This window comes from Enterococcus sp. CSURQ0835, assembly GCF_902706605.1.
In the GTDB taxonomy this organism is placed as follows: domain Bacteria; phylum Bacillota; class Bacilli; order Lactobacillales; family Enterococcaceae; genus Enterococcus_A.
Window position 1 is genome coordinate 18612 of record NZ_CACSLH010000033.1, and the last position, 12836, is coordinate 31447.

General features: G+C 39.4%; 13 protein-coding genes. 12 read left to right on the plus strand and 1 reads right to left on the minus strand.

Annotated elements, in window-relative coordinates; genetic code table 11:
• Positions 1 to 3 precede the first annotated feature (3 nt).
• The 11 genes from GVJ38_RS11795 (at position 4) to GVJ38_RS11845 (ending at position 10580) form a co-directional block, all read left to right on the plus strand.
• Positions 4 to 1911 (plus strand): DUF2142 domain-containing protein, encoded by a 1908-nt coding sequence (locus GVJ38_RS11795; RefSeq protein WP_159723354.1) that lies wholly within the window; start codon positions 4 to 6, stop codon positions 1909 to 1911.
• Between the two features lie 42 nt (positions 1912 to 1953).
• The gene (locus GVJ38_RS11800; RefSeq protein ID WP_159723355.1) at positions 1954 to 2670 is read left to right on the plus strand and encodes a glycosyltransferase family 2 protein; all 717 of its coding nucleotides are present in this window, start codon (positions 1954 to 1956) and stop codon (positions 2668 to 2670) included.
• Positions 2670 to 3020 carry a DUF2304 domain-containing protein gene (locus tag GVJ38_RS11805; RefSeq protein WP_159723356.1) on the plus strand — a complete coding sequence of 117 codons (351 nt, stop codon included), beginning with the start codon at positions 2670 to 2672 and terminating at the stop codon, positions 3018 to 3020. The genes GVJ38_RS11800 and GVJ38_RS11805 overlap by 1 nt, the downstream gene beginning before the upstream one ends.
• On the plus strand, positions 3010 to 3789 hold the full coding sequence (locus tag GVJ38_RS11810) for a glycosyltransferase (protein ID WP_159723357.1): 780 nt from the start codon (positions 3010 to 3012) through the stop codon (positions 3787 to 3789). The genes GVJ38_RS11805 and GVJ38_RS11810 overlap by 11 nt, the downstream gene beginning before the upstream one ends.
• Before the next feature lie 8 nt (positions 3790 to 3797).
• On the plus strand, positions 3798 to 5066 hold the full coding sequence (locus GVJ38_RS11815; RefSeq protein ID WP_159723358.1) for a lipopolysaccharide biosynthesis protein: 1269 nt from the start codon (positions 3798 to 3800) through the stop codon (positions 5064 to 5066).
• 426 nt (positions 5067 to 5492) lie between these two features.
• A complete protein-coding gene (locus tag GVJ38_RS11820; protein WP_159723359.1) occupies positions 5493 to 6029 on the plus strand; it encodes a hypothetical protein in 537 nt (178 codons plus the stop codon).
• Between the two features lie 132 nt (positions 6030 to 6161).
• Entirely contained in the window at positions 6162 to 8048 is a 1887-nt protein-coding gene (locus GVJ38_RS11825; protein ID WP_159723360.1) for a heavy metal translocating P-type ATPase, read from the plus strand.
• Between the two features lie 83 nt (positions 8049 to 8131).
• Positions 8132 to 8359, plus strand: a complete 228-nt coding sequence (locus tag GVJ38_RS11830) for a heavy-metal-associated domain-containing protein (RefSeq protein WP_159723361.1) — start codon at positions 8132 to 8134, stop codon at positions 8357 to 8359.
• A 3-nt stretch (positions 8360 to 8362) separates the two neighbouring features.
• Complete coding sequence (locus GVJ38_RS11835) at positions 8363 to 8905, plus strand: ferritin-like domain-containing protein (RefSeq protein ID WP_159723362.1); 543 nt, start codon at positions 8363 to 8365, stop codon at positions 8903 to 8905.
• Between the two features lie 15 nt (positions 8906 to 8920).
• A complete protein-coding gene (locus tag GVJ38_RS11840; RefSeq protein WP_159723363.1) occupies positions 8921 to 9577 on the plus strand; it encodes a Crp/Fnr family transcriptional regulator in 657 nt (218 codons plus the stop codon).
• Between the two features lie 154 nt (positions 9578 to 9731).
• Complete coding sequence (locus tag GVJ38_RS11845) at positions 9732 to 10580, plus strand: hypothetical protein (protein WP_159723364.1); 849 nt, start codon at positions 9732 to 9734, stop codon at positions 10578 to 10580.
• Between the two features lie 58 nt (positions 10581 to 10638).
• On the opposite strand, the gene GVJ38_RS11850 is transcribed toward GVJ38_RS11845, so the two are convergent.
• Positions 10639 to 11460 carry a hypothetical protein gene (locus GVJ38_RS11850; RefSeq protein ID WP_159723365.1) on the minus strand — a complete coding sequence of 274 codons (822 nt, stop codon included), beginning with the start codon at positions 11458 to 11460 and terminating at the stop codon, positions 10639 to 10641.
• Positions 11461 to 11636: 176 nt separating this feature from the next.
• On the opposite strand from GVJ38_RS11850, the gene GVJ38_RS11855 reads away from it, so the two are divergent.
• On the plus strand, positions 11637 to 12656 hold the full coding sequence (locus tag GVJ38_RS11855; RefSeq protein WP_159723366.1) for an aldose epimerase family protein: 1020 nt from the start codon (positions 11637 to 11639) through the stop codon (positions 12654 to 12656).
• The last annotated feature ends 180 nt before the right edge of the window (positions 12657 to 12836 follow it).

A 12836-nucleotide genomic window follows, 5' to 3' on the forward strand; every position in this document is an offset into this window, starting at 1 on the left:
AAAATGCAAAAAAGGATTCCGCATTCGAAGCTAACGAAAGTGCAAAAAGTAGTTATAATAATTGTATTATCGGTGGGGCTTTCATTACTTGTAGAATTATTTGGCTTTAATCATTTTTACTGGTTTCATGAAAAATCAAATTATCAACCAAAAATCAGTGCCGTAAAGAACGCAAAAATAGAAAAAGATAAATTGATTTTAAAAGACCCGATGAAAGAAGCAACTGTAACTGTTGATCTTGGTTCGAAAGATGTGTCTACTTTAGAGTTGTTACCAAGTGGAGAGAGTGATCCTAAAGCTAGTATTCGCTTATCACAAAAGGGGCAAGACGTAAGTACTCGAGCGCTTGATAATAAGCGCAGCACTTTTTTTAATGTGAAAAATTTACGAGGAAAATTGACTTTGACCTTTAGTGAAGTCAAAAGACAGAGACTACGAGTCAAGACTTATGCGGCCAATCGCTTAAACTTCAATTGGATTCGCTTTATTTTTATGATGATAAGTTTGTTGTTTGTTTTGGGCACACTTCTTTTTATAAGCAGTCAGAATTATGCCTTATTTGCTTTTTTTGCAATTTTACTATTTGGCTCACTTTCGGCTGTTGTCTTGCCGCCAGGTTCTACATTTGATGAACAGCAGCATGTTATTAAAGCATTGAGTGTGGCAGATGGGAACTTAGATTTTGATAATGGTGAACGAGTTGAATTACCTAATCAGATCACGAATTTATATTCTTATTCAGGTCAGGGGATAAAAACGTATGCTTCTTATCCTGAGTACCAAAGTTTTTGGTCTTCACTAGATAATAAGCAAAATAGTAAATTGGTCAATCCACAAGTTGCTTCAACAGCAGCTAGTTATACATTTATTCAATATTTACCAGAAGCAGTTGGATTAAATGTAGCCAAGTTTCTGCACTTACCAAGTATTGCTTATATTTGGTTAGGACGGATCGCAAATGTATTATGTTATGCTTTGTTAGCTTTTCTTGCGATTCGAATCGTGCCACAACGTAAGCGTCTATTTACTTTTTTTGCATTGCAACCGGTGATTTTGTACACAGCTTCTGCTAATGGATTTGATGGGATCTTAGTGGGGATTTTACTCCTTGCTTGGAGCATTATTATGAAGTTACGGGTGAAAAGGCAAAGACTTTCTCCCTTAACCTTTGCAATTATTACGTTGTTGCTTGCTTTGATCATCATTTTCAAAGTAACGTATGCACCAGTATTACTGATGTTCTTCCTACTGAAAAAGGAAAATTTCAAAAATAAAAAACAATTTCTTGGTTATGCTAGTTTGATTTCACTTATTTTAGTAGTTGTTAGTGTAGCTACTTACTATTACTCATCTGTTCAAGGAATTGATCAATGGGGGGTGGCGGGGGCTGATCCTGCTAAGCAGATGTCACTGATCTTTCATCATCCGATTTCATATATAGGAACACTAGCACAATTTTATGCAGACAGTACTTTCCATTATGCGTATGACTTTTTTGGCAGCTTAGGCCATTTGATTCCGCTTAATCCATTTTTAGTTTTATTGAGTTGGGGCATTGTGATCTTCTTAAGTTTATTTGATGTAGAGGAAACTGGCGTTGCGCAAGTTGATGAACGGATTTATTTGACTGGATTTGAAAAAGTGGTTCAAATTTTTCAAGCGATTTGTATTGGAATCTTATCAGCTACAGCGTTGTATATTACATTTACTCCAGTTGGTTCTGGAACAGTGGAAGGATTTCAAGCGCGCTACATGTATCCTATGATCTTCCCAATGTTCATTGTGTTGTCTACATGTAAAATTCAAAATACTTTTTCTAAAAAAGCGATTCATCTAGGTACGTTACTTTTAGCTTTGGGATTCCTTATTTATTATGTATGGTCAAAAATCTTAGTCCCTTATTGTCTCTAATATCAAAAGTTGGTTGGTAAAACAAAAGTAAAGGAAGAAAAAATGAAAGTATTATTGATTATTCCTGCATACAATGAGGAAGACAGTATTTTAAAAACTATTCAAGCAATTGAAACATTTAAACAATCTGTTGATTATCAATTGGACTATTTGGTCATCAATGATTGCTCAACGGATCGAACTAAAGAACTGTTAGTAAAACACCAGATCAACGCAATTCATTTGATTCTTAATCTAGGGATTGGTGGAGCTGTGCAAACTGGTTATAAATACGCGGCTAGAAATCAATATGATATCGCTGTTCAGTTTGATGGTGATGGACAGCATGATATCAACTCGCTTAATCAGTTATTGGCTCCAATCATGAGTGGAAAAGCTAATTTGACGATTGGCTCTCGTTTTGTTAAGGGGAGTACTTCACAATTTCAAACGAGTTTTATGCGACGGCTGGGAGTGAAAGTTATTTCGTTCTTTATTAAGCTAGTGACTGGATTTAAAGTTTATGATACAACTTCCGGCTATCGAGCAGCAGATAAAAAAGTACTGAATCTTTTTGCTCATCGTTACCCAGTCAAATACCCTGAACCTGAAACGATTGTCCATACGCTTAAACGACGATTAAAAGTACAAGAAGTCGGGGTGAATATGTTTGAACGACAAGGTGGGACTTCTTCTATCACGCCGTTCAAATCCATTCGTTACATGACAGAAGTTTGCTTGTCGATTTTAGTAGCGACATTTATGAAGGAGACTGACTAATGGATATTTTTTCAATTGTAATGCTTATCGCAGCTATTTTTTTCCTGTATTTCGTGATACGTAATATCAATAAAAATACTTTTTTATTGTCGAATGCATGGCTGTGGCTGCTTATTGCAGCAGGATTAGTTGTTTTTGCTTTGATCCCTAGCATACCTGAGTATTTCGCCCAATTATTAGGCTTTCAGTTAACCTCGAATTTCTTATTATTTCTAGCAGTTTTCTTTTTATTGTTGCAAGGACTGATTCATTCGATCCAATCGTCCAAACAACACACGCAGATCATTACCTTAATCCAAGAGATCTCAATGTTGAAATCAAAAGAGGAGCAAGACCATCATGGAGAGTAGTAACCATACATTTGTCATTTGTGCTTATAAAGAAAGTCGCTATTTAGAAGAATGTATCCAGTCGGTGTTAAATCAAAGTCGTCCGACACAAGTGATCGTTTACACTTCAACGCCTAATGACTATATCCAACAAATGTGTGATCAGTATCAGTTAACGTGTTTTAGCAAAAAAGGTGGTGGAATTGGTAAAGATTGGAATAACGCATTGTCTTTTGTTAAGACTCGTTATGCGACGATCGCACATCAAGATGACCTGTATTTGCCTGAGTATGCTGAAAAGGTCGTCGCGGAGTTTGAAAGAAAAGAGGATCGTTTGATCGTTTATTCTGACTATCGTGAATGGAAAAATGGGAAAGTCATTCCAGCCAACGAAAATCTCAAAATCAAACGAGCTATGTTGAAAACGATTAGTGTCTTTCCGAGCTGGAAGTTTTTGCGGCAACGTGTCTTGGCGTTTGGCAATGCAATCTCTTGTCCAGCAGTCTCTTATGATTTAAAAAATTTAGCCGACTTTCGCTTTGATGAAAAGATGAAAGTGTCGTTAGATTGGAAAGCTTGGTATGATATTGGTAAACGTTCAGGTAGTTTTGGGTTTGTGGATGAACCATTGATGTATCACCGAATCCATAATGAATCGGAAACAACGAATTCAATCGAAAATAATTCACGAACGGCTGAAGATTTAAAGATGTATCAGCTGTATTGGCCTAAGCCAGTGGCAAAGTTTTTGATGAAATTTTATGTGAAGAGCCAAGAGACTAACAATTAGAGGTAATTATGAAAAAGATACTTGCAAGTCAATTTTCTAAGCCAACAGATTTAAAAAAAAGCTCATTATGGTATAGTACTGGGACATTTACCTACGCAGCTTCTTCGGTCTATTTGTTATTAGTTGTGACACGCGTCCTCGGTCCTTCACAGGCAGGAATTTTTTCAATCGGTTGGGCAGTCTGTCAACAGATGTACGCAGTTGGGCTGTATGGTACACGAAATTTTCAAGTAGCTGATATAGAAAGTCGTTATTCTGATAAAAGCTATTTCCAAGTCAAGCTTTTCACGATTGTAATGATGTTACTAGGTAGTATCGTTTACTCTGCTATTTTAGGTGTAAGTCAGATTAAATTAGTTGTGTCCCTGCTGTTGACTTTTCTGATGTGTGGCGAGACGATCGCAGATGTATTAGCTGGCTTTTTACAAAAACGTGAGCGACTCGACTTATCAGGGAAATCCTATTTTTTCCGAATCGTTAGTTATGATCTGCTGTTTACGATTATTTTGTTTCTAACAGGTGATATGCGACTAGCTATTGGTAGTGCAGCAATCCTTTCAATTGGGTGGCTACTTTTAGTTGACTATCAATGGGTACAAATGATTGGGTATTCAAAACAATCAGTCCCGCTAAAAAGAGTTATTCAGTTACTAAAGGAATGTACCCCGATTTTTTTAAGTGCATTTTTAACCAACTATATCGTGAATATTCCAAAAAACTCGATCGAGCTTTTCTTAGCTGATAAAATTCAATCGATTTATAATATTTTATTCATGCCGTCTGCTATTATTACATTATTTATGTCGTTCGTATTAGTACCAATGTATACAAAAATTTCGACGCATTGGCTACAAAAAGAATACACAGCATTTAAAAAAATTGTGTTGAAAATCGTCGGTATCATTGTGGGGTTGACAATCATCGCAATCGTCGGTGGGTACTTAGTGGGAATTCCTGTTTTAGGAATTATTTATAATGTAAACTTAAATCCATATAAGCTGCAATTTATTTTATTAATTCTAGGTGGTGGAATTAATAGTTTAGCAACTTTCTTAGTATACGTGCTAACTGTTTTTGGTCGGCAACGCTTGTTAATCTATGTGTATACAGTTGCTGCACTAATTGCAACTTTGATCAGTAACCATTTAGTAAGTATTTATGCGATTAGTGGGGCAGCACTTGTTTATTTACTGGCTATTCTTTTTATCAGTTTGTTACTGTTGACGATAGTTATCCGTCTGTATTTCGTTCTAACGAAACAATCATTAGCGAAATAAAGTGATTGATTTGTAATCAGAGGAGTAAATTAAAGGTCAAATGGATAACAATTAGTACTGAGAGCTAGGCGAATAGCCTAAGCTCTTTTTATTTTATCTAGTTCTAATTTTTTAATGACTGATTAACGAGTTAAAAATTTGAAAGCAGAGTGTTTGATGATAGAATTAAGGAAAGAGTCTTATTCCATGAGATAGCTCATTATTTAAGGATGGAGATAGAAATCTTTTTGTTTGATATCAGTATTAATTTAACAATAAATATTTTCTAATCTTAAGATTTAAATAGATTAGGAAATTCTGTAAAAACTATAGTATGAAATTGCATTGGGAATTTTTATAATAATTTTTTTGATTGTTTTTCAAAAAAATTATTTTAAACCGGATACAAAAATGTTAATATATTAAATTTTGAAAGGAGAATTTAAAATGAAAAAATTATTAGCTAGCTTCTCATTAATTTGTTTGGGCATTGGGATAGTTGGTCTAGGACGCTCAGCTGAAGCAGTTGCAGATGGTCCGACTTTGGCTCCAGCAACACCCAAAGTAGCGATTTCTCGTTTATACAACCCTAATACGGGAGAGCATCTGTTCACACCGAGTAATTACGAGCGAGCTGCATTGATTGATTTTGGCTGGCAAGATGAAGGATTAGCTTTTAAAATGCCGGATTATGCACCGGGGGCTTCGATGGTTAACTATGTCCATCGGATTTATAATCCGAATGCAGGGGATCATCATTATTTGACGAATGTCGGCGAGTTAGAAAATCTTTTAGCGCTTGGTTGGCATGATGATAATGTTGGATTTTACGCCGCAAATGATGGACAGCCTGTTTATCGGTTATATAACCCCAACGCGAAAGCCGGAGCTCATCACTTCACGCTCAGTACGGGTGAAAAAGATGCGCTGATAAAAGCTGGTTGGCACGATGAAGGCGTTGGTTTTAAAGCTTATGCAGACTAACTAACAAGAAGAGAGTCAGGACAGATGTCCGGCTCTTTTTTTTGACTAAATTTCTTTTTCTTGATGGCGGTCAAGTTAAACTATCGGGTAATGGACTACACTGGGTTTGTAAGCAAGAAGGGAGTTTATGAGATGAAAGTACAGCGGTTTTTGCAACAACATAATGAAGGGATCACTCTTGCAAGTGGTAGTTTGATCGTCTTAAGTTTTTTAGTTCAACGCGGATTACAATTGGCAAATGTCGGGGCGATCTTTTTGATCATCGCGTCAATTATTGGGGCGATCCCCATCATGTGGCGGGCCTATCAAGCGTTGCGGGTCAAAGTCATCAGCATTGAATTGTTAGTCTCAATCGCCGTTTTAGGTGCATTTATGATCGGTGAGTACCATGAATCAGCGATTGTCACATTTTTATTTTTGTTTGGTAGTTTTTTAGAGAAGAAAACGTTGGAGAAGACACGGCACTCGATTAAAGCTTTAACGCAGTTAGCACCGACTAAAGCGTTAGTCGTCAAAGGTCAGGCGACCGAAGAAGTTGCGGTGGACGATGTGGAAGTCGGAGATCATTTGCTAGTGAAAACGGGCGGTCAAGTTCCCGTTGATGGTGTGATCGTAACTGGCGCCGGCTTTGTCAATGAAGCGAGTATCACTGGAGAAGCACGACCAGTGAAAAAAATGACTGGCGCAACGGTTTTTGCGGGTTCGTTCGTTGCAAATGGAACGTTGACGATTGAAGCGCAAAAAGTCGGAGAAGATACGACTTTTGGTAAGATCATCGAATTAGTGGAAGAAGCGCAAGATGCGAAATCAGGCATGGAAAATTTTATCGATAAGTTTGCTCGCTTTTATACGCCGGCAGTTTTGTTGTTAAGCGTGATCGTGTACGTGATTACCCGAGATTTTCCTTTAGCGATCACGTTACTGGTCTTGGGTTGTCCGGGAGCTTTAGTGATCGGGGTGCCCGTCTCCAATGTTGCAGGCATCGGTAATGGTGCTAAACATGGCGTGTTGTTAAAAGGCGGTGAAGTGTTGGATACGTTTAGTCAAGTGGAGACAGTTTTATTTGATAAGACGGGAACACTGACTAAAGGAACCCCCACTGTGACCCAAAGTTATTTTTACGGTGACAAGATGGAAAGTTTACAAGTCGTACAAGCAGTTGAAGCGGAGTCGGATCATCCGTTAGCTCAAGCTGTGACGGCTTTTGCTGGACAGAAAAATGTGCCTGCAGTCAGCGAGACAAAAGTCATCAGCGGGCGTGGGATCGCAGCAGTCGTTGCCGATCAAACGGTCTTAGTTGGGAATGCAGCGTTATTGACTGAAGCACAGATCTCGTTAAATGCCGCCCAACAAAAACAAATCACTATGATCCAACAAGCAGCAGCTTCGTTAGTTCTAGTGGCAATTGCAGGTGAGGTTCGGTTGATTTTGGGTATTTCGGACGCACCACGAGCAGGGGTAGCTGAAAGTTTGGCTCAGTTGAAACAAATGGGAATCAAACAAACGGTAATGCTAACTGGCGATAATCAACAAACAGCACAAGTTTTAGCAGACGAGCTAGGGATCGACCAAGTTTATGCGGAACTTTTGCCGCAAGAAAAAGTTGATTGGGTGAAAAAATTTCAACAAACTGGCAAAGTCGCGTTTATTGGGGATGGGATCAATGACAGCCCGGCACTGGCGACTGCTGATATCGGGATCGCGATGGGCAGTGGCACAGATGTCGCGCTGGAAACTTCTGATATCGTGTTGATGCGTTCTGATTTTTCTAGTTTAGTCCACGCGTATGGATTGACGAAAAAGACTGTCGCCAACATGAAAGAAAATATCGCATTGGCATTAGCGACGGTCGTGTTTTTACTGATCGGGTTAGTAGCCGGCTATGTGTATTTAGCTAGCGGGATGTTCGTGCATGAAGCCAGTATTTTAGTCGTGATTTTAAATGGGATGCGCCTGTTGCGATTTCACGTGAAACAAGCTGCTCAAAACAAAGTAGTAACACCGGAACAAGCCAGTTAAAAAAATTTGGTGAAACTTGATAGCGGTCAATTTTTTTTAAGTTGCCTCGCTTTACAATAGAAGAAAAGAAAGAAGGAATCATGATGAAAAAAGTGATTTTACAATTAGAAGGGTTAACATGTCCATCTTGTATGCAAAAAATCGAAAGTGCTGTCAGCAAACAAGCCGGCGTGGAAAAAGCGAAAGTGTTGTTCAATGCCAGCAAAGTCAAAGCCGAAATCAACAGCGAGCAAACAAGTGCGGACGATTTGAAGCAAGTGATCGAAGCGTTAGGTTACGATGTCGAATCAGTCAAAGTTAAGGAGGTCTAGCTGATGAAAAACGCTGCTGAAAAATATGCCGCTGAATTAAAACAAAGTGAACACGATCATCACACCCCAACTGCAGGTGCCATGATCGGGCATATCATAGCTAATTTGAAGATCCATCAAGCAAAGTTACAGCAAGGTCGCTTTTACGCACAAGGTGAGGCAAGTCCGTTTGTGCAAGCCGCTTTTGGGGAAATGGCAGAACAAGAAAGCGAGTTAGTTGACGAGTTAGCTTTACTGATGTTAGATGAAGGAGAAGTGATCCCGACAACAACTGCAGAATTTCAACAGTATACGATGCTCGAAGAAAGTGGTCAGTTAAAATATGAAGCCGCTGATGTATTGTTGATGACTGCGGCTAAAGATTTCACCACACAAAATCTATTTATCACTCGCGGGATCAAATTAGCGGAAAAAGAAACCAAGTATCCCTTGCAAACTTTCTTAATCAAGCTGCTCAGTTTCAATCAACGCCAGATTCGAACGATCCAAACGTATTTGGGACACGAGCTGACAGAAGGCTTAACGGAAGAAGACGAGGACGAGTAAAGGAGCGGACCGAAAATGGCGCAACATCGCTGTGTGACTTTAGTGCCGTTATTCAATCATTTGGCAGAGGCTGAACAAGAAAAGATCAATCAGCTGGTGACCCATCAAAAATTTGCAAAAGGTGAGCAGATCATCACCCCTGAACAAGATCCACGGCTAGTGATCGTTGCGCGAGGCCAATTGAAATTGTATCAGTTGAGTGCAGATGGTAAAGAGCAGTTGTTGCGAGTAGCTGAGCCGGGGGATTATGAAGGGGAAAATGCTTTGTTTGGTGCTCGGAATGCAAACTTGTTTGGTGAAGCGTTACAGTCGACTGAAGTTTGTCTATTGCAACATCGCGATTTTCAACAGTTGTTGTTGGCCTATCCTCAGCTGAGTTTGAAACTGTTAGCGATCAACGCTGAAAAAATGGCGGGCTTAGAAGCACAACAGCGATTCTTCCGGATGGAAAAGATCGAAGAACGTTTGGCGACCTATTTATTGGATTTAGCCAAAGCCGCTGAAAGTGATCATGTGACGCTTCCGATGAAGATGAAAGAGCTAGCGACTTTTTTAGGGACGACCCCAGAAACGCTGTCGCGTAAATTTAAATTATTGGAGACTGCCGGCTGGATCACTCGTCATGGCAAACACGTGACTTTAGTTGATAAAACTGAATTAGAAGAAATTTGACCGTGCGGCATGTTCGCGCGGTTTTTCCAATTTTTCATTAAACGAAGCCGCAAATTCTCATTTTATTAAGCGAGTAGGTTATAATTAAAGGTGCGTCTGATTTAAAAAATCTGTTACACTTAAGATGAAACTATCTATTACGAGGAGACACAGTATGAATAATTTTTTCGGGAGCTTACTCCGTTTTTTATTGACGATCGTAGCAGGAATCGTTTTGTTTGCCGCAATCGTCGCAGGATGTGTGAAATTGACGGTGTTCAATCAAGACTACATGGCAAAGCAGATCACACAGTCTGGGATCACACAAACTTTGCAAAATGAATTGACCCAGCAAGTTCAAAACTACGGACGAGACAATGGCGTTCCGTCTGATGTGCTGGCAAATGTCGTGCCGCAAGATCTAGTAGAGCAAAATGTTAAAAATTATTTGGGCAGCTTGTATAATGGAACGAATTTCCAATTGACAGGCCAAGACCAGTTGACGACAAATGTTCAACATGCACTGACGCAATACGCGCAACAGCAAGGATTACCGGTGACAGATCAAGTGACGAATGGAATCCAAAGTGTCAGTCAGTCGATCGGTGATTCGATCAGCCAATTCATGAACAATCAGCAACTAACACAATACGGACAGCAGTTAGCAAGTTATCGTTCGCAAACAAATCAAGCCTTGCTGATTTTTAGTATCGCCAGTGTGGTGTTATGGCTATTGTTATTAGGCGCTTCTAAGGGCGGTCGTTTGAAGCTGCGTGGGACGAGCCGGATGCTAGGTCTAGCAGGTTTATTGACACTCACCGTACCATTTGGCCTTTCAGTCGCTAATGTCACCAACTACCTCCAACTGCCCAACGTCGAGGTCAAAACGTTTATCGAACAATTGTTGAGCTCATTTACATCTGTTTTTTGGATCGCTGGTGGAGTTTGTCTGCTACTTGCGGTAATCGTATTTCTAATCAGTTTGTTCAGTCGAAAAAATGCTGGGATGCGTCATGCCCGTTAGCTGAACGAAAAAACGCTAGCGAGGACTTCGCTAGCGTTTTTTAGCTTTTAGTCATAGATCAATCTTTTTTATCTTCGATCAGATCTTCTAAGTAATAATTTTGATTGACCTTAGCATAGTAGGCCGCTTTTTTTAAAAAATCAATTTTCTTTTCTTTTTTATTCGTGAGGTGCGTCGCTTTTTCATAGTATAAGCGATCAAGGCCTTCCGTTTTATTGCCCTTTTTCAAAATGCTGATTCCTTCATCACACAAACGTTGTGCTTTTTCTTGGCCTTGTTTACCTTCTGCTAAAAACTGTGCAGAATTGTAGTACAGTGGAACCATCTTGGGATTGGCCGGGAAGATCCGTTTCAAACGTAAGGCTTGTTCGTAAAATAATTTGGCGCGTTTTTCTTCGTTATTTTCTTTGTAGCAGTGTGCTAAACCTTTCAAAGCTAACAATTCATAAGTGCTTTCTTCATGGGTCAACGTCAAGGTGCGCTGAAAATAATAGATCGCTTCTTTGAGGTCCCCTTTGGCATTTAAGATCGTATAGCCTTTGAAATACAATAATTTTCCAGCTAATGCAGGGTCATCTAAGATCGCGCCTCGGCTGTATTTATCTAACAGTTCCCAAGCGGCTTGGTATTCATTACGAAAACTCAATGTCTCGACGATCGACAATAATTCTTCGGGAGTTTGTAAAACTTTTTCGGGGAAAATACTCTGGTACGAAATATCTAATCGATTGCAGAGCAACAAGATCAGTTTCAAACGCCCGTAGTTATTTTCTTCTAGTTCTTTTAATTCATCCTCGGTACAGACGCCAGCTGCTAAATCACAACGCTCTAACCCGCGCTTCAAACGACGATTTTTGATATATTCGCCAAAGACTTGCATTTTCCACCTCCAAAAATAACGATTATATATTAATTCTAACGATATTTTTATTAAATTACAATAAAAACAAAACGATAAAGAATGTTTTTTTCAGAAATTTGCATCTGGAATAGCCGTTTGTTGGAAAAGAATGACTTGTGTTAGAATAAAAACAGAAAAAACGAGAGGTGAAAAATGTGAATATAACAGAAAAAGAGTTTGGGCAAGGGGCGGTATTGTACCGACTAGAAAATGATAACGGTTACAAGTTAGACGTGACGAATCTAGGTGCGCGGATCGTAGCATTTTATGTGCCGACTAGAAACGGTATCAAAAATATCGTTTTAGGATTTGATTCAGCCGAAGAATATTTACAAAAAGATACGTACATCGGGGCAACGATCGGCCGAGTTGCAGGAAGGATCAAAGATGGAAATTTTGTGATTGAAGGCAAACCGTATCATACGACTCAAAATGAAAAAGGGAATACGTTACATGGTGGGCCGAATAATTTTGAGACTAAACTGTGGCTAGCGGAGACAAAACAAAATCTGCATGAAGCAAACGTTACTTTTACTTATACAAGCTTAGATGATGAGCAAGGTTTTCCGGGAAATCTTGATGTTAAAGTTACCTACACATTGACGAATGACAATGTGTGGCAAGTCGAATATGAAGCAAAAAGCGATATCGCCACTTTGTTTAACCCGACTAACCATGTCTACTTCAATTTGACCGGCGATGTAACACAAAATGTGGGGGAGCATACTTTGCAGTTAGCCAGTGAGAAATTTGCGGTAGTGGACGCTGACACATTGGCGACTGGGGAAGTCCGCTCCGTGGCGGGAACGCCGTTTGATTTTCGCCGCGGGGAAAAAGTCGCGCAAGTTTTTGACACCGATTATGAACAAAATACATTAGTCGGCGGCTTGGATCATCCATTCTTTTTAGAAAAAGCAGAACCGCAAGCAGTTTTAGTATCACCTGCAGAAGATATCAAAGTTGAACTGTTGACGGATGAACCAAGTGTAGTGATCTTTACTGCGCAGTTTGATCCGTTACCAGAAATGCATGGTCAAAAACTTGCGTATCATGGCGGCTTGACGTTAGAAACGCAAGTCTCACCAGGCGCGTTGGAGCATGGGTTCGGGGATATCATCTTACCGGCTCACAAAACGTTCAAGAGTCAGACGAGTTTTAAAGTGACGACTCACTAATTTCATTTTAACGTGAGAAGATTGCTACGTGCAGTCTTCTTTTTTATTTTGACTCACTAGTGTTGCAAAGAACTTCAAATCATTAAAAGCATTGCTATAAAGCTATTCATGTACAAAAAAATCCTTTATACTGTTCTCGGATGACTTATCCAAGACCAATAAAAAGGACCTACGCATGGA

What these genes read in the sequence shown, in the direction of transcription:
- GVJ38_RS11795 (WP_159723354.1), top strand. Translation starts at nt 4, where the DNA reads ATGCAAAAAAGGATTCCGCATTCGAAGCTAACGAAAGTGCAAAAAGTA.
- GVJ38_RS11800 (WP_159723355.1), top strand. Translation starts at nt 1,954, where the DNA reads ATGAAAGTATTATTGATTATTCCTGCATACAATGAGGAAGACAGTATT.
- GVJ38_RS11805 (WP_159723356.1), top strand. Translation starts at nt 2,670, where the DNA reads ATGGATATTTTTTCAATTGTAATGCTTATCGCAGCTATTTTTTTCCTG.
- GVJ38_RS11810 (WP_159723357.1), top strand. Translation starts at nt 3,010, where the DNA reads ATGGAGAGTAGTAACCATACATTTGTCATTTGTGCTTATAAAGAAAGT.
- GVJ38_RS11815 (WP_159723358.1), top strand. Translation starts at nt 3,798, where the DNA reads ATGAAAAAGATACTTGCAAGTCAATTTTCTAAGCCAACAGATTTAAAA.
- GVJ38_RS11820 (WP_159723359.1), top strand. Translation starts at nt 5,493, where the DNA reads ATGAAAAAATTATTAGCTAGCTTCTCATTAATTTGTTTGGGCATTGGG.
- GVJ38_RS11825 (WP_159723360.1), top strand. Translation starts at nt 6,162, where the DNA reads ATGAAAGTACAGCGGTTTTTGCAACAACATAATGAAGGGATCACTCTT.
- GVJ38_RS11830 (WP_159723361.1), top strand. Translation starts at nt 8,132, where the DNA reads ATGAAAAAAGTGATTTTACAATTAGAAGGGTTAACATGTCCATCTTGT.
- GVJ38_RS11835 (WP_159723362.1), top strand. Translation starts at nt 8,363, where the DNA reads ATGAAAAACGCTGCTGAAAAATATGCCGCTGAATTAAAACAAAGTGAA.
- GVJ38_RS11840 (WP_159723363.1), top strand. Translation starts at nt 8,921, where the DNA reads ATGGCGCAACATCGCTGTGTGACTTTAGTGCCGTTATTCAATCATTTG.
- GVJ38_RS11845 (WP_159723364.1), top strand. Translation starts at nt 9,732, where the DNA reads ATGAATAATTTTTTCGGGAGCTTACTCCGTTTTTTATTGACGATCGTA.
- GVJ38_RS11850 (WP_159723365.1), bottom strand. Translation starts at nt 11,460, where the DNA reads ATGCAAGTCTTTGGCGAATATATCAAAAATCGTCGTTTGAAGCGCGGG.